At 65.6% G+C, this 22,731-nt stretch carries 19 protein-coding genes; 15 read left to right on the top strand and 4 right to left on the bottom strand.

What is annotated here, in order from left to right; all coding sequences use genetic code 11:
• Positions 1-5: 5 nt before the first annotated feature.
• Together ACFFWD_RS22630 and gspD are read right to left on the bottom strand one after the other, a co-directional pair.
• Positions 6-566, bottom strand: coding sequence for a prepilin peptidase (locus ACFFWD_RS22630; RefSeq protein WP_376968701.1), 561 nt, complete (start codon positions 564-566; stop codon positions 6-8).
• Positions 567-633: 67 nt separating this feature from the next.
• The gene (gene gspD, locus ACFFWD_RS22625) at positions 634-2,952 is read right to left on the bottom strand and encodes a type II secretion system secretin GspD (RefSeq protein WP_376968700.1); all 2,319 of its coding nucleotides are present in this window, start codon (positions 2,950-2,952) and stop codon (positions 634-636) included.
• A 203-nt stretch (positions 2,953-3,155) separates the two neighbouring features.
• Here gspD and ACFFWD_RS22620 point away from each other — a divergent pair, with 203 nt between their 5' ends.
• From ACFFWD_RS22620 to gspM, 9 genes are read left to right on the top strand one after another with little or no spacing between them, the layout of a single operon-like run.
• Positions 3,156-4,844, top strand: coding sequence for a GspE/PulE family protein (locus tag ACFFWD_RS22620; RefSeq protein ID WP_376968699.1), 1,689 nt, complete (start codon positions 3,156-3,158; stop codon positions 4,842-4,844).
• Between the two features lie 4 nt (positions 4,845-4,848).
• Positions 4,849-6,060, top strand: coding sequence for a type II secretion system F family protein (locus ACFFWD_RS22615; protein WP_376968698.1), 1,212 nt, complete (start codon positions 4,849-4,851; stop codon positions 6,058-6,060).
• Positions 6,061-6,071: 11 nt separating this feature from the next.
• Positions 6,072-6,530: a type II secretion system major pseudopilin GspG gene (gene gspG, locus ACFFWD_RS22610; RefSeq protein ID WP_376968697.1), complete on the top strand. Its 459-nt coding sequence runs from the start codon at positions 6,072-6,074 to the stop codon at positions 6,528-6,530.
• Positions 6,493-6,987 carry a prepilin-type N-terminal cleavage/methylation domain-containing protein gene (locus tag ACFFWD_RS22605; protein ID WP_376968696.1) on the top strand — a complete coding sequence of 165 codons (495 nt, stop codon included), beginning with the start codon at positions 6,493-6,495 and terminating at the stop codon, positions 6,985-6,987. Before gspG ends, ACFFWD_RS22605 begins: the two co-directional genes overlap by 38 nt.
• Positions 6,965-7,363, top strand: a complete 399-nt coding sequence (locus tag ACFFWD_RS22600; RefSeq protein ID WP_376968695.1) for a prepilin-type N-terminal cleavage/methylation domain-containing protein — start codon at positions 6,965-6,967, stop codon at positions 7,361-7,363. Before ACFFWD_RS22605 ends, ACFFWD_RS22600 begins: the two co-directional genes overlap by 23 nt.
• Positions 7,360-8,058: a prepilin-type N-terminal cleavage/methylation domain-containing protein gene (locus tag ACFFWD_RS22595; protein WP_376968694.1), complete on the top strand. Its 699-nt coding sequence runs from the start codon at positions 7,360-7,362 to the stop codon at positions 8,056-8,058. Before ACFFWD_RS22600 ends, ACFFWD_RS22595 begins: the two co-directional genes overlap by 4 nt.
• Positions 8,055-8,978, top strand: coding sequence for a type II secretion system minor pseudopilin (locus ACFFWD_RS22590; protein ID WP_376968693.1), 924 nt, complete (start codon positions 8,055-8,057; stop codon positions 8,976-8,978). Before ACFFWD_RS22595 ends, ACFFWD_RS22590 begins: the two co-directional genes overlap by 4 nt.
• Positions 8,975-10,027 carry a PilN domain-containing protein gene (locus tag ACFFWD_RS22585; RefSeq protein ID WP_376968692.1) on the top strand — a complete coding sequence of 351 codons (1,053 nt, stop codon included), beginning with the start codon at positions 8,975-8,977 and terminating at the stop codon, positions 10,025-10,027. The genes ACFFWD_RS22590 and ACFFWD_RS22585 overlap by 4 nt, the downstream gene beginning before the upstream one ends.
• Positions 10,024-10,599, top strand: coding sequence for a type II secretion system protein GspM (gene gspM, locus ACFFWD_RS22580; RefSeq protein ID WP_376968691.1), 576 nt, complete (start codon positions 10,024-10,026; stop codon positions 10,597-10,599). The genes ACFFWD_RS22585 and gspM overlap by 4 nt, the downstream gene beginning before the upstream one ends.
• Positions 10,600-10,731: 132 nt before the next feature.
• On the opposite strand, the gene ACFFWD_RS22575 is transcribed toward gspM, so the two are convergent.
• Positions 10,732-14,310 carry an autotransporter domain-containing protein gene (locus tag ACFFWD_RS22575; protein WP_376968690.1) on the bottom strand — a complete coding sequence of 1,193 codons (3,579 nt, stop codon included), beginning with the start codon at positions 14,308-14,310 and terminating at the stop codon, positions 10,732-10,734.
• A gap of 423 nt (positions 14,311-14,733) precedes the next feature.
• Between ACFFWD_RS22575 and ACFFWD_RS22570 the strand changes: the two genes are divergently transcribed.
• Positions 14,734-15,375 carry a hypothetical protein gene (locus ACFFWD_RS22570; RefSeq protein ID WP_376968689.1) on the top strand — a complete coding sequence of 214 codons (642 nt, stop codon included), beginning with the start codon at positions 14,734-14,736 and terminating at the stop codon, positions 15,373-15,375.
• A gap of 18 nt (positions 15,376-15,393) precedes the next feature.
• Here the strand turns inward: ACFFWD_RS22570 and rffA are convergent, their stop codons facing one another.
• Positions 15,394-16,536 (bottom strand): dTDP-4-amino-4,6-dideoxygalactose transaminase, encoded by a 1,143-nt coding sequence (rffA, locus tag ACFFWD_RS22565; protein ID WP_376968688.1) that lies wholly within the window; start codon positions 16,534-16,536, stop codon positions 15,394-15,396.
• Positions 16,537-16,752: 216 nt separating this feature from the next.
• On the opposite strand from rffA, the gene ACFFWD_RS22560 reads away from it, so the two are divergent.
• From ACFFWD_RS22560 to ACFFWD_RS22540, 5 genes are read left to right on the top strand one after another with little or no spacing between them, the layout of a single operon-like run.
• A complete protein-coding gene (locus ACFFWD_RS22560; protein ID WP_376968687.1) occupies positions 16,753-18,306 on the top strand; it encodes a lipopolysaccharide biosynthesis protein in 1,554 nt (517 codons plus the stop codon).
• A 2-nt stretch (positions 18,307-18,308) separates the two neighbouring features.
• Positions 18,309-20,147, top strand: a complete 1,839-nt coding sequence (asnB, locus tag ACFFWD_RS22555; protein ID WP_376968686.1) for an asparagine synthase (glutamine-hydrolyzing) — start codon at positions 18,309-18,311, stop codon at positions 20,145-20,147.
• 3 nt (positions 20,148-20,150) lie between these two features.
• Positions 20,151-21,239 carry a glycosyltransferase family protein gene (locus ACFFWD_RS22550; RefSeq protein WP_376968685.1) on the top strand — a complete coding sequence of 363 codons (1,089 nt, stop codon included), beginning with the start codon at positions 20,151-20,153 and terminating at the stop codon, positions 21,237-21,239.
• 50 nt (positions 21,240-21,289) lie between these two features.
• Complete coding sequence (locus tag ACFFWD_RS22545; protein WP_376968684.1) at positions 21,290-22,132, top strand: methyltransferase domain-containing protein; 843 nt, start codon at positions 21,290-21,292, stop codon at positions 22,130-22,132.
• Positions 22,129-22,698 carry an acyltransferase gene (locus tag ACFFWD_RS22540; protein ID WP_376968683.1) on the top strand — a complete coding sequence of 190 codons (570 nt, stop codon included), beginning with the start codon at positions 22,129-22,131 and terminating at the stop codon, positions 22,696-22,698. The genes ACFFWD_RS22545 and ACFFWD_RS22540 overlap by 4 nt, the downstream gene beginning before the upstream one ends.
• Positions 22,699-22,731: the final 33 nt, after the last annotated feature.

Raw genomic sequence — 22,731 nt, 5'->3', positions numbered from 1 at the left:
CAGGCCTAACCCAGAAGTGCCTCGGCCAGCCAGCCGAACCAGATGGCCGGCGCCAAAAACAGGCCGAAGGGAAGGAACGCGGTCGACCGCAGCGGGCGTCGCCGCAGCGCGCCGTTGACGATATAGGCGGCCAGCGCTGAAAGCGTCGCGATTTCGACCACGGCGAATAGCGTCGTCAGTCCGAGCCAGGCGCCGGCGACCGCCGCGAGCTTGATATCGCCGAGCCCAAGCCCGTCGCGGCCGCGCCAGGCCCGGTAGCCGGCCATTAGGGCGAGGAAGGGCAGGGCGATGGCGAGCGCCCGGCCGGCGGCCCAGATCAGGCCGTACCAGCCGGCGTCCGGACCGACCGCCAGGGCCCGGAGCAGCGCCAGCACAGCTGCAGCGCCCGTCAGTTCGTTCGGGATGATGTAGCGGTGTGCGTCGGTGATAGCGATCGTCAGCATCAGCGCGCCCAGGAACGCGCCCAGGAGGCCATCGGCGCCGGGGGCGGTCAACAGGCTCGCCGCCACGATCGCCAGCAGCGCGATGGTCAGGCCGATTTGTCGGAGAGGCTCCTCGATCGTCACGGGGGCGGTCCGCCACTGGCGCGCGACGTTTCGGCCGGACGGGTGCAACGGGGGCCCGGCATCAGCGCTAGCGCGGCGGGACCCCTGGCGGGGTCGTCACGACCACGGAATTGCTGGTCCCGACCAGCCGGCTGTTCATCTTGCTGCGCATCTCCTCGGCGATGACATGGGCGTCGACGCTGTCCTTCACGAGGGTCGGGCGGATGAAGAGGATCAACTCGGTCCGCTTGCGATTGTTGGTCTGGTGCGAGAAGGCATCCCCCACGCCGGGGATCTGGTCGAGCACCGGAATGCCCTGCCGTCCCTTGGTCTCGTTTTCGCTGATCAGGCCGGCGAGCAGCACGGTCTGGCCTGACGTCACGGCGATCGAGCTCTTCACGCGGCGCTGCGAGATGGTCGGCGTGAGGCCGTTCAGGCCGGCATTGGCGACGCTGGAGATCTCCTGCTCGATATCGAGCACGATATTGCCGTTGGCGTTGGCGCGGGGCAGCACCCGCAGGATAATGCCGGTGTTCTTGTAGTCGATGGTGTTGACCACGGTGTTGTTGGCGGTCAGCACGGTGGCAGTGCCGGTCGAATAGGGCACCTGGTCGCCGACCTGCAGGGTCGCCAGCTGATTGTCGAGCACGACTAGCGAGGGGTTGGACAAGACCTTGACGTCAGTGACGCCGTGCAGCGCGTCGATGATGACGCGCGGCGCATTCTCGGCGCCCACCAGAAGATTGAAGCCGGGCAGCACGCGTCCCATCAGGGCGTTAGCCGCTGCATTGACCGCGTTGCTGGGCGGCTCGACGGTGTTCGTCGTGCTGGAGCCGCTCGAGATGGTGTTGACGAGCGAGCCCTTCCTGCTTGCGAGGAAAAATTGCACGCCGTAGTTCAGGTTGTTGTTCAGCGTGACTTCGGCGATCGTCGCCTCGATCGCGATCTGGCGCTGCGGGCGGTCGATCTGGCGGATGGTCTGCTCGACCACGCGCTGCGAATCCGCGTTGGCGTAGACCAGCACGGCATTGTTGGTGACGTCGGCGGTGATGCGGACATTGGGCAGGAAGCTGTTGCTGCCAGCGGCCTTGGTGCCGGATGGGGAACCGGCCAATTGCTGATCCGTGCCCGGTGCCGGAGCGGGGCGTGCGCCCAGCGGCGCGCCGCCGACGCCGGTCACTGGCGTTGCCGCACCCGAGGCGGCCGTCGGCAGCGCGCTGAGCGAGGCGACGGGATTGGTGTTCGACAACGACGACGACGTCACCGCAACGCCCGAGCCCGGCGCGATCTGGCTCGCGCCATTGTCGAGGCTCGATCCGGGGCCGTTGCTGGAAGGCGCAATCAGCATGTCGTTGAGCATGGCCACCACGACGCGCGCGTTGCCGTAGCGCAGGGGGTAGGACTTCAGGTTGACCGCTTCGGTGTCGGAGCGGTCGAGCCGCGCAATCCAGGTGCCGGCCCGCTTGAGGTAGTCGGGCTTCTGGCTGACCACGAGGATCGCGTTGAGGCGGCTGATCGCCTGAAACTTGACGACGTTCTGGCTCAGGCCGCCGTCGCCGGAGTCCATGATCTTCTCGAGCTCGGCGAGCAGCGGTTCAGGTGCCGAGTTGTGCACCGGGAAGATGCCGACCGACTGTCCGCGCATCCAGTCGGCATCAAAGCTCAGGATGGTGTCGATCGCGGCAGCGCGATCCGAGCCGCTGCCCGTGACGATCAGCGTGTTGCGCCCATTATCGGGCCGTAACGTCGTGGCCTTGACGCCGAAGCCGTCGAGCAGCTTGAAGATCGTCTGCGCCGAGACGTAGCGCAGCGGCACTACGCTGATGCCCTGGCCTGCTTCGGCGGTGTCGCTGCGGTCGATGCCGCCGGGGCCGGCTTCCGCTGATGGCACAAGACGATAGCTGCCGCCACGATCGCGCACCAGCGCGACGCCGGACATGCGTAACGCGTTTTCCAGAACGTAGATTGCATCTGCCTTGGGCACCGGACGGACCGAAGCCAATGTGACAGTTCCTTGAACGCGCGGGTCGATGGTGTAGCCGACGTTGAGCACGTCACCGAGAATGACCTTCGCAACGGTGGCGACGGGCGCATTCTCGAAATTGAGATCGTAGCCGTTGCCACCGGCGCCATCCCGCTCCGCGAGCGCTCCACCGGCAGGGGTCGTGCCGTCGCTGAGATAAATCGCCGGCCGCGATGCGGTCTGCTGCCGCAAGCTGCCCGCGCCGGTATCCGTAGTTTGCCGGGGCAACAGGTCGATCGAATTGACCTTCTCGGTGATGTCCTGCGCGCGTGGATCCTTGGGGTTCGTCTCGATCGATTGATCGGCAGTGACGATGCACGCGGTCAGCGAGAAGGCGGACAAAAACAGAACCAGCGTTCCAGTCAACCCTGAACGCAGGCGCAAAAGCGGATCGACCACTTTGAACAAAAGACGCCTACCAACGCTACAGTTGAAACTGGAAAGCGCGCCCGATCCCCCGCGGCCCGGACGCTTGCGAATTTGCGCCACGATTATGTTTTTGCTACTAAAAGAGTCAAGCGCTAAGGCCCTGTTGCTGCACGCGAGAGCTGTTGTAATCCTGTAACAAGGTTAGCGGTAGGAATTCGATGCGCGACCTTTCCGCAGAGACCTTCCGACAACACCTCCTCGACAAATATTCTTTACCGGCACGCGCGCGGGCGCGGGTCGAGCAGCCGGTCAGTTCAACTTTGACGCGTCCCTTGCGTGAATTGTGGGAAGCGACCGATCTCTCCGCGGCCGATTTCGCCGACGAGGTTTCGGACTATTTCGGCGTGGCTCGGCTCAGCCTGCCGCAATTGCTTGCCTCCACACCGTGCCTCGATGGCTTCTCTCGCCGCTTCCTGCGCGAGTCCACGATCTTTCCGTTCCGCGCGCCGAACGGCGGCTATCGCATCGCGGTCGCCGATCCCTCGGACACCGCCGCGATTCGCGCCGCCGAGATCGTGTTTGACGAGCCGGTCGAGGTCACGGTCGCCTCATTCGAGGACATCACCACGGTGCTCGACCAGCGCATCGAGGCGGAGGGTACCGCCGCCGACGAGGCCGCCAGGGGAGCGAGCCGGCAATCCGACGACGACATCGAGAGCCTGCGCGACCTCGCCAGCGGCGCGCCGGTGGTGCGCGCGTTCAACGATCTCCTGGAACGCGCGGTCGAGTTGCGTGCCAGCGACATCCATATCGAGCCGTTCCGCACCGGGCTCGTCGTCCGCATGCGCGTCGACGGGCTGTTGCGCGCGATTCCGGCGCCGTCGGGGATTCCGCCGCAGGCGCTGATCTCGCGCGTGAAGATCCTTGCCGGCCTCAACATCGCCGAACGGCGCCTGCCGCAGGACGGCGCGGCACGTATCCGCGTCAGCCGCGCCGAGCTCGACGTTCGTGTCGCGACCATGCCGACCCAGGCCGGCGAAAGCGCGGTGATCCGGCTGTTGCCGCGCGACCGTGGCCTCCTGGAGATGAGCAAGCTCGGCCTCGCGGCGCGTGACGAGAACATCCTGTCGCGACTGCTCGCACTGCCGCATGGCATGATCGTGGTGACGGGGCCGACCGGTAGCGGCAAGACCACGACGCTTGCCACGATGCTCTCGATCCTCAACGAGCCGACGCGCAAGATCCTCACCATCGAGGACCCGGTCGAGTATGAAATTCCCGGCATCAACCAATCGCAGGTGAAGCCTTCGATCGGGCTGACCTTTGCGGCGGCGATGCGCTCCTTCGTCCGCCAGGACCCTGACGTGATCATGGTCGGCGAAGTCCGCGACGCCGAGACCGCGCATATCGCGATCCATGCGGCGCTGACCGGCCATCTGGTGTTGACCACGCTGCACACCGAGACCGCAGCAGCCGCGGTGCCGCGGCTGATCGATCTCGGCGTCGAGGGCTTCCTGCTGAGGTCGACATTGCGGGCGGTGGTCGCGCAACGTCTGGTGCGCGTGCTCTGCGACCGCTGCAAGGTGCCGCACACGCTGTCCGCCGCCGACATCGACCATGATCCGCGCTTTGCGGTGATCGGCTTCAAGGCGGGCGAGGTGGTGCACGAAACAGGCGGCTGCGAGCGCTGCGGCGGCACCGGCTATCGCGGCCGCAACGGTGTGTTCGAAGTCCTCGAAATGACCGACGATGTGCGCAAGCTGGTCGGGCCGCAGACGGATTCCCACACCATCGACACCGCGGCGATGGACGGCGGCATGACCACGATGCTCGCTGACGCGGTGGCCAAATGCCGGGCCGGGGTGACCACCGTGCCCGAGGTGTTCCGCGTGACGACGATCCGGTGAGGTGATGCCGAATTACCGTTACCGCGCGATGAACTCCGACGGCGAGCTGGTCTCCGGCGCGATCGCGGCGCCGGCGGCCGGCGATGTCGCGGCTCGGATCGAGCGCCTCGGCCTCGTGCTCGTCGACAATGTCACGCTGGAGGAGCGCGGCTCAGCGCGCGGCGCCCTCAACCTGTTCGGCAAGCCGAGGCCCGAGGACGTCACGATCTTCACCCGTGACATTGCGCTGCTGCTGCGAGCGGGGGCGCGGATCAATGACGGGCTGGAGCTCCTGGCGGCCGACCGCGATTTTGGCCGCTTGCGGCCGGTGGTTGCCGACATCCGCTCGCACGTGGTGGCAGGGGAAAGCCTCGCCGAGGCCCTGGCGCGGCACCATGGCCTGTTTCCGCCGATGTATGTCGCGCTGATCCGGGTTGGCGAAGCCTCCGGTTCGCTCGACCAGGTGCTGGAGGTATTGGCCGACGAGCGCACCCGTACCGAGGCGTTGAAGCGTCGGGTCGGCGATGCCGTTCGTTATCCCCTGTTCGTGCTCGGGGCCGCGTCCTGTGTGCTGCTGTTCTTCCTGACATTTGTGCTGCCGCAGTTCGCGAGCGTGTTGCAGGATTTCGGCGCGAAGGTCGACCCGTTCGTTCTCGGTTTCCTCAATCTGTCGACCTTCCTGCGCGCCAATTCGGACGCAGTGCTGGCGATCCTTGCCGCCGTGATCGCCATTGCCTGGTTGTCGCTGCGCCAGGAAGGCGTGCGCCGCGGCCTGATGACCGCGCTGACGCGGCTGCCGGCGATCCGCGAGGTGATGAAGTACTACCGAACGTCGCTGTTCTGCCGGAATCTGGGGCTGCTGCTTGGCAGCGGCGTCAATCTGACCACCACGCTGCGCATTCTCATCGACATGATGTCGTCAATTGGGTCGTCTACGGTGTGGACCGATGCCGCCGACCGCGTCCGTCATGGCGCGAAGCTGTCGGATGCGCTGGCCGACACCGAGGCGCTGCCCCCGATGGCGGTGCGCATGTTGCGGCTGGGCGATGAGACTGGTCAGCTGCCAATGCTGGCAGGACGAGTGGCGGAGTTTTATGAGGCCAAGCTGCAGCGCACGCTGGACCGTGTGGTCGGCATCGCGGGCCCGGCAGCGATCATCGTGATCAGCATCGTGGTCGGCGGGTTGATTGTGTCTGTGATGACGGCGCTGATGTCGGTCAGTCAGATCATCGGGTGAGGGTGTTTGACATGAAGATATTCCGAAAAGTTCCGATGCGGCCGGCGCGACGCCGGCGCGACCCCGAAGCCGGCTTTACGCTGGTCGAGATGCTCGTCGTCATCACCATCATCGGCATGATCATGGCGCTGGTCGGGCCGCGCGTACTCAACTATCTCAGCGAGTCCAAGGCCAAGGCGGCGAAGATCCAGATCGAGAGCTTCACCAGCGCGCTCGATCTGTACTATCTCGACCTCGGACGTTATCCGAACAGCAGCGAGGGGCTCGCCGCGCTGACCCGCAGCAACAATGCACCGGGGTGGAACGGGCCGTATCTCCGCGGCGGTGTCGTGCCCAACGATCCCTGGGGCCATAGCTATGTCTACCGGTCGCCGGGCGAGCGCTCGCCCTACGACATCATCTCGCTCGGATCAGACGGTCAGGAAGGCGGCAGTGGCACGGCAGCCGATATTACCAGCGGCACGCGTTGAGCAACGGCGGGGCGAAGCGGGTTTCGCGCTGATCGAAATCCTCTGCGTGCTCGCGATCATCGGCCTGCTCGCGGCCATAGTCCTGCCGTCGATCCCGCGCGCCACCACGCGCGCGCGGCTGGAAAGCTATGCGGTCGAGACCGCGGCGCTGCTCAAGGCCGACCGCAGCACCGCGCTGCGCCGGCAGGTCCAGGTGACTACGCTTGTGGACGCCGAGGCGCGTGCGATCCGTTCCGGTGCCACCGGCCGCATCGTCCGTTTGCCCCCGGACGTCACCGTCGATGCGACGCTGGCGTCGCGCTGCGCGAATCGTGTCGTGGGCCGCTCGATCGATTTCTTCCCGTCGGGCATGTCGTGCGGCGGCACCATCGCGTTGGCGCGGCCGGGCATGGGGTATGAGGTCCGCGTCAACTGGCTGACCGGAGGCGTCGAAATTGTCGCGCAAAAGCTGCTCTGACGGCGAGCGGGGCTTCACGCTGATCGAGGCGCTGGTTGCGCTGGCGATCATCGCGGCCGTGCTGTCGTCGATCGGCGCCGTGATCGGCACCACCGTGCGCGGCACCCGTGCGATCGACTCGAGGCTGTCGTTGAGCGGCGCCGCCGAAACCGTGCTGGCCTCGCTTCCGGCACGGAACGCGCTGCAGGTGGGCCGGCAGACCGGGGAGCTCGCCGGTCACCGCTGGCGCATCGACGTCGCGCCGATCAACGCCGCAGCCGCGGATGCGCCGCCGAGCCGTTTCGTGCCGATGGCGATCAACATGAGGATGCAGGGGCCGGGCGGTGCGCAGATCCAGGTCACGACGGTGCGCCTCGTGCCGAAGGGGGGCGAATGATCGGGCGGCGGTCATGGCGCGATGAGGCCGGCTTCACGCTGCTCGAAGTGCTGCTGGCGACGCTGTTGATGACAGTGATCCTGGCCGCGCTCGCCACCGTGACGGCGCAATGGCTGCCGAACTGGAATCGCGGCATCGCGCGCGTGCAGCGCGCCGAGCGGCTGGCAATCGGACTGGAACGGGCGCTGGCCGACCTGTCGGTCGCCGAAATGATGCCGAGGAGCGCGGACAGCAAGTTACTGTTGTTCGAGGGCAACGAGCTGTCCGTCACCTTCGTGCGCACGGCGGTCGGGCCGAGCACGCGTCCCGGTCTCGAGATCATCCGCCTGATCGAGAAAGCAGATGCCCAAGGGCTCGCGCTGGTGCGCGAGCGGACCCCGTTCAGTCCGATGCCGACGAATGCGCAGATTCGCTTCGTCGATCAGGTTGTGCTGATCCGGGCGCCGTTTCGCGTCACCTTTTCCTATGCCGGCCCCGACCAGGTCTGGCAGTCGAGCTGGCGCGACCGGACGCAATTGCCGAGCACGGTCCGCGTCTCGGTGCGCGATGCCGGCACTGGGCAGGTCCTCGCGGTCTCCAGCGCCGCGATCGTGCATGTCGACGCGCCGGCGGAATGCGCGCGGGCAAAAAGCGCCACCGCCTGTCTCGCCGCGCGGCTCAAGTCGAGCGTCGAAAGGAAGGAGGAGCAGCTGTGAAGGCTGGGCCTCATGACATCGACAGGGGATCGCAGCGCGGCTTTATCGTGATCGCGGTGCTGTGGATCCTCGGTGCACTTTCCGCACTTGTCCTGATCTACCTGACCTATGTCACGAACACCGCCGTCATCGTTGCCGGCAGCACCGACCGGATCCAGGCCGAGGCGATGGTTACCGCGGGCCTCGAGCTCACGGCGTTGCAGCTCTCCGGCTTCAGCGAAACCGCGCGCCCGAGCAGCGGGACCTTCAACGCCCGCGTCGGCCCTGGCCGGGTGTTCGTCACCTTCCGCTCCGAGGCCGCGCGGATCGACCTCAACGCCGCGCCGAAGGCGCTGCTGGCGGGGCTGATGGCAGGGCTCGGCGCGAGCCCGTCCAGCGCCGCCGCCTATGCCGACCGTGTGCTTGCCTGGCGGGCGCCGACCGAACTCGGCGACGACGATCCGGAGACCTCGTTCTACAAGACGTCGGGCGTCGCCTATGCGCCGCGCCATGCGCCGTTTCCGGCGCCTGAGGAGCTGTGGTCGGTCTACGGGATTCCTCCCGCGGTAATCGAGCGCATGCTGCCGTTCGTGACGGTGTTCAGCAATCTGGCGCAGGTCAATGTGCGCGACGCCGCGCCGCAGGTGCTGGCGGCATTGCCCGGCATGAGCCCGGAGGCGCTTCAGGCCGTATTGTCCCAGCGCGGCGACCCCGCGCTCGACCCGCGCGCGCTGATCGGCTTGTCGGGCGGGGAAGGGGTGACGCTGGAATCGTCGAGAGCCTATCGCGTCGCGATTGAGGCCGAACTCGCCGACGGGCGGCGTCGCGGCAGCGAGGTGGTGATCCTGCTTCTCGAAAGCGGTGACGAGCCTTATCGTGTATTGTCGTGGCGCAACAATTCCGACGGCAGCACGGCGCCGCAAAGGGCCTCCTCGAGATGACAGTGTTTTCCACCATCGGCGCCGTATTGGCCGCCTGGACCGGAAGCGTCGCGGCCGCGATCATCGCCGGGATCAATCGCATCGTCTCGCCGCGCGTGGTCCGCCTGGTCGAGGCCGATGACGGCAGCTTTGCCGTCGAGGCGGCCGATAAGGTCGACAACGCGCCGTCCCGCATCCTGTTCGCCAACGGAGCGCTGTCGGCGCCCAATCTTGTACCGCTGTTCCGCGGCAAGCGGGTCGAGATTGTGTTGCACCCGAAGCGGTTCCTGTTCCGGCCGCTCGAACTGCCGGCGCGCGCAGGGGATTTCCTCGAAGGCATTGTCCGCGCGCAGATCGATCGCCTCACGCCATGGGGCGCGAGCGAGGCGGTGTTCGGCTATACCGCGCCGGTCGCCGGCGGCAACGACAGCATCACCACGATGATCGCCGCGACCACGCGCAAGCTGGCCGCGGGCTATGCCCGGGCGGTGGCCGCGTTCCATCCGTCGTCGGTCGCGATCTGCACCGATGTCGAGGGGCATGCGGGCCACGTCCAGGTGTTTGAGCAGAGCGCGCGCGGGCATCTCGATGCTGCGCGGCTGGGCCGTGCGCTGCAGGTCGCGCTCGGCGCGGCCGCCGTGATCGCGCTGTTGTCGGTTGGCATCTCGGCCTATGTCGCGAGCAGCCTCGGCGCGCAGGAGGACGAACTGGCGCGGCAGATCTCGGCGCGGCGCGCAGCGATCCGCGCCGGTGCCGACGGCGGCGACCGCTCGCCGATTGCGGCCCTCGAACGCCGCAAATACGAGACGCCCGCAAGCGTGATCGTGCTGGAGACGCTGAGCCAGGTGCTGCCCGACCATACCTATGTCACGGAACTGCATTTTGCAGGTGCCAAGCTGCAGATCTCGGGGATCACCCGCGATGCGCCGTCGCTGATCCCGCTGATCGAGCAGTCGCAGCACTTCACCCGCGCGACTTTCTACGCGCCGACTACTCGCGCGCCGTCCGATCCCGGCGAGCGCTTCCACATCGAGGCCCGGGTCGAGCCGAAAAACACGGTGGCGCGATGAGTGCGGGCAATGTCGGTATGGGAAACGCCGTCACGCGCCTGTTGACGCAGTCGCCGCTGACCGCGGTCGTGCTCTATCTCGCCGCGCTCGGCGGGCTCGTGATCATGAGCGCGGTTGCGATCGCCGGCATCTTCGATCATCAGCGCACGCTGGCGCAGACCTCCGACTTGCTCGAGCAAATGCGGGGCCGCAAGCCGCGCGGCGCTGCGGCGCTGTCGGCAGAGCATCCCGGCACGCCGTTCCTGGAGGGGCCGACGGTGACCGTTGCGGGCGCGGCGCTGTTGCAGCGGGTCGCGGCCGCGATCAGCAATGTCGGCGGCACCGTGCAGTCCTCGCAGGTCGATGTGCTCGGCACCCAGGCCAAGGACGGCTTCGTCGGGCTCGTCGTCAGTTGCGAGATGGAGCAGCCTGCGCTGCAGAAGCTGTTGTACGACCTCGAGGTCGGCATGCCGTTCTTGTTCGTCGATCAGCTCGACGTTCAGGTGCCGCAGACCACCGCGGCCAGCGAGACCCGCACGGGGCACATCCGCGTCGTGCTCGGGGTCTCCGGGCAGTGGCAGGGCGGCAAATAGCGGAAGCACGCCTGAGGCGAGAGCGTTTTCGAGCGAAGTGGACGCCGGTTCGCGTGAAGACGGCGCCTCAAACAAGAATCTAGAGCTTTCAGTTCTGATCCAATCAGAACTGAAATTGCTCTTAGGCCGGCGTCACCAGCTGTACCGGGCGACGCCCTTGCCGGCGTAGCTCGTGACGTTGCTGGAGAACTCGCCCTCGAAGGTCGCCGCAAGCGAGAAGCCGTTCAGCCAATTGACTTCGGCGCCGCCACTGACCAGCGCTGAATCCGGCTTGCCGCGCGCGCCGTTGACGACGAAGCTTGCGCCGGGCAGCGACTGGAAGATCGCGCTCACCGCGCGGTCATTGTTGTAGTCATGTGCCCAGGCTGCGCGGCCGCGCAGCGTTAGCATCGCATCCTGCAGCGCATAGGACTTGTCGGTGCGCAGGCCGAGCTCGGTGCGGGTCGCGGTCGTGGTCTGGCTTGCATAGTTCAATGCGAACATCGGGGTGCCGATGATGGCCGCTTCCGCATAGGACGGCAGGTTGAAGCTGATTACCTGGGCCGCCGCGTAGGGCGTGATGCCGACGACGGGCGTTGCAAAACGATAGCCGCCCTCGAAGCGGGCCGAGAAGGTTTCGGCGCGGAAGCGGGCCTGCAACTGGTCGAAACCGGCCAGCGTCACGGTGCGGGTGGTGGTGACGTCGTGCCAGCCATAGGCCAGCGCCGCCGACAGATAGGCCGGGCCGATATTGTGGCGGCCGAACACGCCGGCCTGGAACAGGTCCGCCGAGCCGCTGCCGAGCCCATTCGCCAGCGAGTAATTCGTGCCGCCGCCGCCGAGCGCGAAGCCGATCAGCGTGTCCGGGGTGACCTTGTAGTCCGCACCCGCCGCGACGCCCCAGACGCTCGCCTTGGTGTCCTGCGTGCCGACCACGGCATTGCCGTCGGTCCTGGCCGAGCCGCCATAGCCGGCCGCCCAGACGCTCCAGCGGTTGACCGGCGCGGGTGCGAGCATCGGCGCCTTGGTCGCCATGGCATAGGCCGCACGCTCGCTGGCGGTCGCCGGGCGCCTCTCAGCATAGGCCGTGGCGTCATCTTCCGCCGCGAAACGAGATGCGCCGTTCGGCGCCGCAAATCCGGCGCCACGGCCGGCGATCGTCGGATCGAGCAGCAGGCCGAGGAACTGGCTGTCGGCATTGATCGAGGACTGGATCACGCCGGTGCCGAGCTCGCCGGAGGCGGCCGTCAGCCCGGCGGCGTTGAGCGTCGCGAAGGCGGCCGGGATCGACCCGCTGGCATTGAAGAAATTCGTGGTCGCGTTGGCGACGTTCTGCTGGTTGATGTTCAGTCCGCCCGGGGACACGAACTGCAGCTTGATGTTGAGGTAGGCGTTGTTGGCATCGTAGCTCAGCGTCGATTGCAGGTTCTGGTTGTTGCCGACGACCGCCGGATTGAAGGTCGATCCCGCCAGCCCACCGTTGGCATGGAGGATGGTGTACTTCTTGTCGACATAGCTGCCGGGCAGGAATACCGCGTTCACCGTGGCGCCGCCGAGGTTGGCCGCGCCGGTGACGTTGGTGAGGCCGGCGTTCGCCGGCGACACCTGGATCAGGTAGGTCGAGGCCGCGGTGAAGGCGAGGCTGCCCTGCACCGTGAGCGGCCCGAACACGCTGCCACTGGTCGAACCGGGCGCGAGCGTGCCGCCCGCGATCGAGGTGTTGCCGACAGTGCCGGAGCCAGCGAGCGTGCCGCCGGCATTGACCGTGGTCAGGGCCGAGGTGGCGGTCGAGCCATCGACCACTAGCGTGCCTCCATTGACGGTGGTGGTGCCGGTGTATGTGTTGATGCCGGAAAGCACCTCCGTGCCGCCCGCCATCACTATACCGCCGCCAGCGCCGCCATCGCGGATCACGCCGGCAAAGCTTCCGCTGGCGTTCGTGAAGGTCAGCGTGTTGGCACCGAGCTGGACAAGGCCGCTGCCGGAGAGTGCCTTGATCGAGGTGCCGCCGTTGAGCAGTCCGTCGATCCCGAACGTTCCATTGTCGATCACCGAGCTCGACGTTGCGATGCTGCCATGGCTGCCACCCAATGTGATCAGATCCAGTTCGCCGGTAGCTGCGATCGTTGTTGCACCGGTATAAGTGTTCGTGCCCGCGAGGGCCTGCCCGGCGCCGGCCGCGATGGTTACGCTGCCGCCGCTTCCGCCGCCGATACCGCCGTCGCGGATTACCCCTCCGAAGGTATTGCCGCTCGTGATCGTCAGATTCTTCGAACCCAAGGCGACCGCGCCGCTGCCGGGAAGCGAAAACAGGCCCCGCACCGATGTGCCCGAGGTCGTCTGGGAAATATCGAGGGTGCCGCCTGCGCCAGGAAACAGGTTCACGACGGCCGAGTTCGCGATCGAGCCGTTGCCCTTGAGCGCCAGCGTCGCGCCGGCATCGATCTGGGTCTGGTTGGTGTAGGTGTTGATCCCGGAGAGGGTTTGCGTTCCGCCCGAGACTTCAAATCCCCCGGTTGCTACTCCGCCGGTGCCCTGGATCGCACCCACGAACTCGGTCGAACCGTTGGTGATCGCCAAGGTGTTGTTGCCAAGCTGCACGACGCCGCCTGCGCCTCCGGCGAGCGTTGTGATGTGGGCGGATGTGCCCGGCAAGGCGCTAATGTCAAACGTCCCGTTCACCGTGACGATGCTGGAGCTTGCGATGCTGCCGCCGCCCGACAGGGCAAGCGTGCCCGCCGAGATCGTGGTTGCACCCGTATAGGTGTTGTTGCCGGTCAGCGTCAGCGTCCCGGCGCCGACCTTGGTCAGCCCGCCGCCGATACCGGAGATCACGCCGCTCACCTGGGTTGACAGGTTGTTGCTGCCGGTGGTCAGCGTTTTCGAGCCGAGGACGTAGCTGCCCGCGCCTTCGATCGAGCCGGCGGTCATGCCGGCCGAGGTGAGGCCGGATATGTTGAACGTGCCGCCAGCGTTCGTGATGAAGCGCGCGTTCCCGCCGGTGCTCGATCCGGTGAAGCGGGTTGTTGCGAGGTTGTTGGTCGTGATCGTCGAATTGGCCGCGCTGGACGAGTCGTTAAAGGCCAGAAGGCCAGCGTTCGTGATGTTCGAGCTGCCGGCCGAAGCAGTATTGTTGAAGTTCATCACCAGATTGTTGATGATCGTCGAGGTGCCGGCGTTGCTGGAGCCGTTGAATTCGATATCGCCGCCGTTGGTGATGATCGCCGTGCCCGCGGTGCTTGTGCCGTTGAAACTGATCGCGCCGCCGCCGCTGACGTTGTACGTTACGGGCGAACTGCCCGCGCTCGCACTGCTCGCGTTCGTGAACACGATCACCGAGCCGACATTGAAAGTCTGCGGGTTGGTCGAATTGTTGGAGATTCCGCTGCCGTTCACCGTGAAGATGTCGTTGATGTTGACAGTATAGGCTTGGGCGTTCGGCGCGGCCGTAAACACCACGCTGCCGATATTGACGAGGCCGTTACTGTCGACGGTAGTCTGACCGGTGCTGGTGAGCGTGGCCTGACCATCGGGCACCGTGCCGCCGGTCCAGTTCAGAGGTTCCGTCCACACGGTCGGATCGCCGGGATTGCCGCCCGTCCAAGTCGCGTCGACCGCATGCGCCGACACAACGCCGAGTGCCGTGCTGGCAAGCAGGACAGCAACCGAATGGCGTGTCGCCGACCGCCCTCCGCGTGTCGCGTTCCGCGCGAACAATTTCAGATCGGCCATGGAGCTTGTCTCAAATTCTTACGTGATACGCGGACCAGTCTCGAAACCGGCTCCGTAAACTGCGCCGATTTTCGCCATTTTCTCACGGTGTTGCGACGGCAGGCAACGCGCCTAGGGCGCTTTGGCCGGGGTTTGGGTCTGCTTTGCTTCGTATTTTGGGCAACGTGACTGTTTGGCAACACGTGCCATCTGGCGCGGGCAGGCGGCCGAAAAAGCACTGTGTGCAAACTTGGCGGTTGCGTCCGCCAGGCGTCGACCTGCCAGACCAATTCGCGGTCCGGTTGATGGAAACAGCGGCTGCGGATAGGTTGGACGCTATCTGGTTAATGGCTGCCACGTTGTTCAGCGGCCGGTGTCGGGATCGGGATGGTCAGGTGGCCAAAAATCGCAGTCCTCGCGTTGCTTGCGGGTGGAGGGCTGTCCATGGGCTTGTCACCCGAGATTCTGGCTGCGACCTCGTCCGCGCTGGACGTTCTCCCGGCTGATCGTACCGCCGATAGCGCCGATAGCGTCGATTTCGGCAGCATAACGCCGCTGGCGCGGCCGAATCGGGAGGCGGCGAGGACACTGCCAGGCGGAAATCCGTTGTGGTCGGTGCCGCTGTCGACGCTGACGTCGACCCAGGCCCGCCCGATCTTCTCGGCCTCCAGGCGGCCGCCCCAACAGGCGGTCGTCGCTCCAAGCGCCGAGACCGCAGCTACCCCCCCGCCGGCCCCGGCGGAGCCGGAGCGCCCGACGCTGGCGCTGATCGGGGCGGTGGTTGGCGACGGCGATGCGATCGCCGTGCTGCTCGACCGGACCACCCAGAAGATTCTGCGCTTGCGGCAGGGCGACACCCACGCCGGCTGGCAACTCAGCACCGTCCAGGGCCGCGAGGTCGCGTTCAGGAAAGCCAGCCGCAGCGAGGTTCTGGTGCTGCAGCGCCAGGACGGGCCAGCGTCCTCGATGCCAGCGGGAGGGCCCGCAATGCCGCCCCCGCAGCCCGTCGCCGGCGCGCTCGACGGCTCCTACGCGCCGTTCACGCCACGCTCGACGCCGAAGAATGGCGAGTCGGACGGGCTGTAGGCCGGCACACTTCGGCCGCTATCCTCCTATGATCGTGCCCAAGAGGTCGCAGACGTGCTGCTGCTGGCTTTCGGTCAGGCCGATCCACATCGGCAGCCTGATCAGCCGCTCGGACAGCGACGTCGTCAGCAACAGATCGCCATGCGCGCGTCCGAAACGCCGTCCCGCTGGTGCGGAGTGCAGCGGCACGTAGTGGAAGACGGAATGGACGCCGCCATCCTTCAATTTGCGCAAAACCATCTGGCGATCGGTACCGGGCGCAAGAAGCACGTAATAGAGGTGGCCGTTGTGCCGGCAATCCGCCGGGACGATCGGACGACGCAGCAGACCCCTGCGTTCGAGTGCTTCTAGCCCGGTATGGTAGCGTTGCCAGAGCACGAGCCGCTCGCGCGTGATGCGTTCGGCCTCTTCGAGCTGCGCCCACAGGAATGCGGCAATGATCTCACTCGGCAAATAGGACGAGCCGACGTCTTGCCAGGTGTATTTGTCAACTTCGCCGCGGTAGAAGCGGGCGCGATCGGTACCCTTCTCGCGAATGATCTCGGCGCGTTGCACCAGCGCCGGATCGTTGACCAGCAGCGCGCCGCCTTCGCCCGAGATGATGTTCTTGGTCTCGTGAAAGCTGAAGCAGCCGAGATCGCCGATCGCGCCGAGCGCGCGGCCCTTGTAGAAGGCGGTAACGCCCTGGGCCGCATCCTCGACGACGGCGAGCCTGTGCCGTCTTGCGATCGCCATGATCGCGTCCATCTCGCAGCCGACGCCCGCATAGTGCACAGGAACAATCGCGCGCGTGCGCGGCGTGATGGCGGCCTCGATCAGCCGTTCATCGAGGTTGAGCGTGTCCTCACGGATGTCAACGAATACAGGCACGCCGCCGCGCAGCACGAACGCATTTGCGGTCGAAACGAAGGTGTAAGACGGCATGATGATCTCGTCGCCGGCCTCGATGTCGAGCAGCAGCGCGGTCATGTCCAGCGCGGACGAGCATGAATGGGTCAGGAGCGCCCTGGCGCAGCCGGTCTGCTGCTCGATCCATCGATGGCAGCGTTTGGTGAAGCCGCCGTCACCGGACAGGTGCAACCCACGCTGCGCCTCGGCCACAAGGTCGAGTTCCTTGCCGATCAGATAGGGACGGTTGAATGGAATGGTCTGGATGGCCACGGTGCTGCTTTAGGCCCTTCGGGTGAATGGCGGAATCGCGTGCGGATCCCGCCAGATAGGCGGTTTCGGCACCTAGAATCAACGGCAATTCGCTCCTTCCGCCAACCCTCGACATTCTCAGCGTTGACTGCTAGCCCGGTCTCGACGCCGTGGGGGTTTTGCCTTGATCAATGAAGCACTTGATGCGCGCGGCGAAGCGATGGCCCGAAGGCTGGCATGGCATTGAGAAAAGATCCACCCGATCTGCTCAGTAATTCGGCATGGAATGCGATCGCTTTCGCGGTCGCGGTGCTTCTGTATTTGGCGATCCTGCCCTTTGTAATCTTTCGTCTCGGTCTCGCCGCGTTCGGCGTCGCGGGGCTGGTCACCGCCTGCATCGCGCCGGCGCTCGTGTTCAGCAATGCGCTAGCGTTGTCGACGGCGCGCGAACTCGCACATCGATTGGAGCCGTCCGATCGCGACGATGCGCGGCGCTTCTTCGCGACCGCGCTGATGTTAGCGATCGCCGTCGGCAGCCTGATCGCGATCCTGCTTTGCTTCGTCGGAGCGCCGCTCGCGCGATTCGGATTTCATCTGAGCGGTTCGGCCGCTGACGACCTCGGGCTTGCCTTCGCACTGGCCGGCGCCGGCTGGCTGTTCCAGTGCGTGTCGACGGTCTTTCTTTCGCTCTTTACGGCGCGCCAGGATTATCGGCGGGTCGCCTCGATCAGCATTGCTGGCACGGTGGTTGCGACGGTATCCATGCTGCTCTTGATCCCACACGCTCCGCGCGCCTCTACATATCTCGGCTGCCAGACGCTGGGCTTTGCGACCAATTTCTTGGTGGCCTTTGGCTTGTCGCGACGTGCGGTCGGCGAATGGCTGGCGCGACCGGTCCTCGACCGTGAAGCCTTCCGCGCGCTGGCCAAGCTGGGCGGCTGGCAATTCGTCGCGCAGGGCGGTGCCCTCTTCGCGGGACAGGCGGACCGGTATTTTCTCGGGGCGCTCCTGCAGCCGCAGTTCGTTGGAGCCTACAGTGTCGCGCAACGTCTTGAGGAGGCAGTCTATATCGGTGTCCTGAAGGTCGGCGAGATCCTGTTTCCATTCTTCAGCTCGCTGCAAAACGAGGCGGAGGATCGGAAGGTCGACCTCCTGCTCCGGGCGTCATGGATCCTCAATCTGCTTGCCGCGAGCGCGCTGGGCGGGCTCATCCCTGTCGCGGGTCCGCTCCTTTATCTGTGGACCGGTGCCGAGGTGGCCGCCGAAGCCCAGTCTGTGCTGGTGGTGCTCTCGATCAGCGGAATCCTTGGATCGAGCGCCAATGTGTTTGCTTATTACCTGCTGGCGCAGGGGCGATCCCACGCCAACGCGCTGATCTCACTGCTCACGGGCATCTTCACGCTCGCGACCAGCGCGATCGCGCTGCCGCATTTCGGCTGGCAGGCCGCGGGCTGGAGCGCCTGCGTTGGCATGATGGCGCAAATGGTCACCACGGTGGTGCTGTTGCGGCGGACCTTCAACCTGCCCGGCCTCCGGTCGCGGGTCGTCCATTTCGTCCTGATGCCGCTCGGCGTCGGGATCGTGACCGCGTTGCTGTTGCGCGCGCAGCTCGGCCACGCGTCATTCGATCACGCGCCGTCATGGTGGTATGTGGTGGCGCTCTACGCGCTAGCGGCGGCGATCATCTTCGTCGTTGCCGTCGCAGTGTCGCAGTTTGGCCCCTATCGCGCCGTGTGCTGGCGGGATCTCCGCGCCATCGTGAGCCGCTTCTTGCCCCTCAAGGCCGCCTAGACATGTGTGGAATCGCTGGCATCGTGAACCTTCGCGGCGACCCCGTCGAACCCGCCGATATTTCGCGGCTGACCGGTCTGATCGCGCATCGCGGTCCGTTCGGCGAGGGGACCTGGTTCAGTGCCAGGCGGAACCTGGCATTCGGTCACCGCCGCCTGGCCATCATCGACCCCGGCGAGGGCGGCCATCAACCGATGCTCTCCGCCGACGGCCGGCACGTGATCGTGTACAATGGCGAGATCTACAATTTCCTCGAACTTCGACGCGAGCTCGAGGCAAAGGGCGTGGTGTTCCGCAGCCAATCTGACACCGAGGTTATCCTTGCCGCCTGGCAGGTCTGGGGCGAAGACATGCTGCCGCGCTTCAACGGCATGTGGGCGCTGGCGATCTACGACACGCGCACGGACGAATTGTTCCTTGCGCGCGACCGGTTCGGCATCAAGCCATTGCTGTTCGCCCTGACCCCCGAGCGCTTCGTGTTCGCGTCCGAACAGCGCGCGCTCGCGCGGAGCGGACTGGTCGAGGCTTCCATCGACACCGACGTGACGCGGCGGCTGCTGCTTGATCCGTTCGGGATAGAGGGCAGCGAGCGGACCCTGTTCCAGCAGCTGCGCCGCTTGCAGGCCGGCCACTGCATGTGGTTGCGCCATGGCCGCGTGGAGGCTCGCCGCTGGTGGCGGACGGTGGATCACTTGCCGGTGATACCGAGCACTGAAGCCGCGCGCGTGGCGCGCTTCCGCGAGCTGTTTCAGGATGCCGTGGCCTTGCGCATGCGCAGCGACGTTCCGATTGGAACCTGCCTGTCCGGCGGCTTCGATTCGTCTGCGGTGATCTGCGCGATGGCGGCGCACGAGAAGGCCGGGATGGGACCGCGCGACAGCGCCGCGTGGCGCCACGCCTTTGTCGCCACGTTTCCGGGCGCGATCAACGATGAGCGGCCGATGGCCGAGGAAGCCGCCGCCTGGGCGAAGGTCATGCCGACATTCCTCGAGATCGGCCGGTCCGATGCACTCGCCGATCTCGATCAGATCCTCGACGACAATGACGATGTCTATATCGGGCTTCCGAGCGCAGCCTGGCTGATCTATCGCGAGCTGAGACGTCAGAATGTCACGGTGTCGCTCGATGGCCACGGCGCGGACGAATTGATGGGGGCCTATCTTCAAGAGGGCAAATCAGGCGCCTTTCGCATCCGCAACGCTGCCGCCGCGCTCACCTCGTATTCGGCGCTGGCGCGGCGCGGCGTCGATCTGCTGCGAGCGCTGATGATCAAGCGTCAGGGACACTATTTCCTGCGCGGCGGCCTTACGGCCGTCCCCGCGCAGCTGCCGCTGGTCGGCGAGGACGACGTGCTGCCGCGCGACTGGGGTGCGTTGAACCGGCGCCTCTACCGCATGTTCCACTCGACTGTGCTGCCTACCATCCTGCGTAACTTCGACCGGCTCTCGATGGCGCATGGCATCGAGGTCAGGATGCCGTTCATGGACTGGCGCCTGGTGACCTACACGATGGCGCTGCCGGAAACCAGCAAATCGTCCGACGGCTACACCAAGGTGGTGGCGCGACGGGCGATGGCGAACCTGATGCCGGAGAGTATTCGCATCGCGCGCCGCAAGGTCGGCTTCAACTCGCCGATGCCGGAATGGCTAAACGGACCGCTGGCCGGTTGGACCGCAGGCCTGCTCGACCGCAAGGTGCCGGCGTTCGCTGAGCTCGTCGACGAAACGCGGCTGCGCCAAGCGGTCGGCCGCTTGACGGCGGAGCAGAGCTGGAATTGGGAGACGGTCGGCCGGATCTGGCCGTATCTGAACATGAAGTGGATGCTGGCAAGGTACGCGTGAGCGATGCGCCTGTTCCAGAATAGCGGCCTGTATCCGTCCTATCTGCCGCGCCTCAACCAGCTCGCGGCGAATGCATCGCGTTTCGAGACGCGGCGCGATGTGTTCCTGTACGACCGCTTTGGCGCCCCGCATATCCTCAAACCCGTGCTGGACGGCTCTCCTGACGCCTTCTTCACCAATGGCGACGATGAGGTGTTGCAACGCCAATGGGCGCGTCAGCAGGGCATGCCCGGACAGCCGACCCTTGAGGTGATCCTGCTCGCCCAGATCGAGCATCACGGAACCGAAGTGTTCTACAACCTCGACCCTGTGCGCTACGCAAGCGCGTTCGTCGCCAAACTTCCCAGTAGCGTGAAGAAGACGCTGTGCTGGCGCGCGGCGCCCTCGGGGAACGCAGATCTGACCGCCTACGGCGCGGTGCTAGGAAACTTTCCCTCGATCCTCGAGTCTTGGCGCAGCAAGGGCTGCCGGGCTGAGCTGTTCTTTCCCGCGGTTGACCCGGTGATGGAGGAGTACGGCAACGGCGAGCGGCCAATCGACGTGCTGTTCGTTGGTGGCTACTCGCGGCACCACCGTGCGCGCGGCAGGACGCTCGAGCAGGTGGCGAGCCTGGCGGGCCTGCATCGGATCGTGTTTTGTCTCGACGCGTCGCGATTGACGCGGCTTGCGGAAAGCGCGATCGGCCGATTGCTGCCACTGCAGAAACATCGTCGCCCCGATGCCATCGCGCGTATCGCAAGGCCGCCGGTGTTCGGCAGGGACCTCTACGAGCTCATCGGTTCGTCGAAGATCGTGCTGAACGGCGCGATTGACATGGCGGGCAGCGATCGCGGCAACATGCGCTGCTTCGAGGCCATGGGCTGCGGCGCGCTACTCCTGTCGGATGCGGGAGGGTATCCGGAGGGGATGCGGCCCCGAGAGACCATGGAGACCTACGATACCCCGGAGCAGGCCGCTGAAGTGATTTCCTGGTGTCTGCGGGATTGGCCGCAATTCGCTGGGATCGCCGCGCTCGGAAGGAGCCGTCTTGACGAGATCTACAGCAAGGCCCGGCAATGGGCGCATTTTGTCGATCTCGTCGCGCGGATTTAGCCGTGCTAGACCGTCGGCATGAGGGGCAAGCGGCCAGCGATCGAGTGTTGATGATGTATTCGGGTGAGTTGATCTACCAGCTGAAGTGGTTGGCCGACGGTCTTGCGGTGCCACTGTTCAAGCTGCGGCCGCGCCCGTTCAGCCCCGGCTATCAGACGGTCAAGCGCGGCATCATCACTTCGGCCATTGATGCAGGCCTGCTTCAAGCCGGGAAAGAATTGCCGGAGGGCTACGGGATCGCCATGGACGAACGTGTCGTGGAGTACCCCTGGGTGTGCTCACGACTGAAAAATGTCGGCAAGATGCTGGATGCGGGGTCGACGTTCAATCACGATTTCCTTTTGCAGCGCGCTCCGTTGCACGGCGCAGATCTCACAATCATGACGCTGGCGCCAGAGAAGAGATGCTATTGGCGCGACGGCTATTCCTATGTGTACGGAGATCTCAGGAGAACCATTTTTGGTGATCATGTCTTCGACACGATCGCCAGCATTTCGACGATTGAGCATATCGGTCTTGATAATCAGATGCTCTACACTGGTGATGCGCGGGATGCGGAATCCGATCAGGACGGCTTCGTTCCGGCGGTAAAGGAGTTCAAGCGCATCCTCAAGCCCGGCGGCGTTTGCTTCATCTCGGTGCCGTTTGGCAAGCGTGACAATCTCGGCTGGTATCAGGTGTTTGATTCGGCGATGGTCCAAAGGATCATCGAGGCGTTCGGCCCGATGACGTGTGATGTCGACTATTTCGGTTACACGCGGAATGGTTGGTCGCGGCAGAGCGCCGAGACGCTTGCGGATGCCACCATTTATGACGTTCATACCGGCAAGGGATGGAGCGACGACCTGGCCGCATCGTCGCGCGCCGTGGCCTGCCTCCAGTTGACGGCATGAATGTCGATTACCTGATTCAGCGACTGATCGGCCGCCCGACCTGTCGACTGCAGGCGGACGCCGTGCTCGGCCGCAGTGCCAGGATCAGAAATATCCGGGGCATTTCTGAAAAGATCGTCGTCGGCCGGAACAGCCGCATCCTTGGCGAGCTGCTGACGTTCGCGCATGGCGGAGAGATCAAGATCGGCGAATGGTGCTACGTCGGGGAGGGCACCAGGATCTGGTCGGCCGCCTTGATCGAGATCGGAAACCGCGTCCTGATCTCGCATTCGGCGAATCTTTTCGACAACCTCACGCATCCGCTGCGCGCGGCGGAGCGGCATCGGCAGATCCAGCAGATCTTCACGCAGGGGCATCCACGCGAAATCTCGCTTGATGAGAGCCCGGTCCGAATCTGCGATGATGCCTGGATTGGTGCCGGCGCAATGGTTTTGCGCGGCGTGACGGTGGGGCAGGGAGCCGTCGTGGCGGCCGGCGCTGTCGTGACCAAGGATGTTCCGGCATTTTCCATCGTGGCGGGTAATCCGGCCGCGCTGGTGAGGGAGCTCGAGCCCGATGAGCGGTGAGCGCAAATTCACCACCTGGGAGGAGGCCGTAGT

This window comes from Bradyrhizobium erythrophlei (genome assembly GCF_042430365.1).
Classification (GTDB): domain Bacteria; phylum Pseudomonadota; class Alphaproteobacteria; order Rhizobiales; family Xanthobacteraceae; genus Bradyrhizobium; species Bradyrhizobium erythrophlei.
Note: the sequence above shows the minus strand (reverse complement) of the source record. Positions and strands in the feature narration are given on the sequence as shown.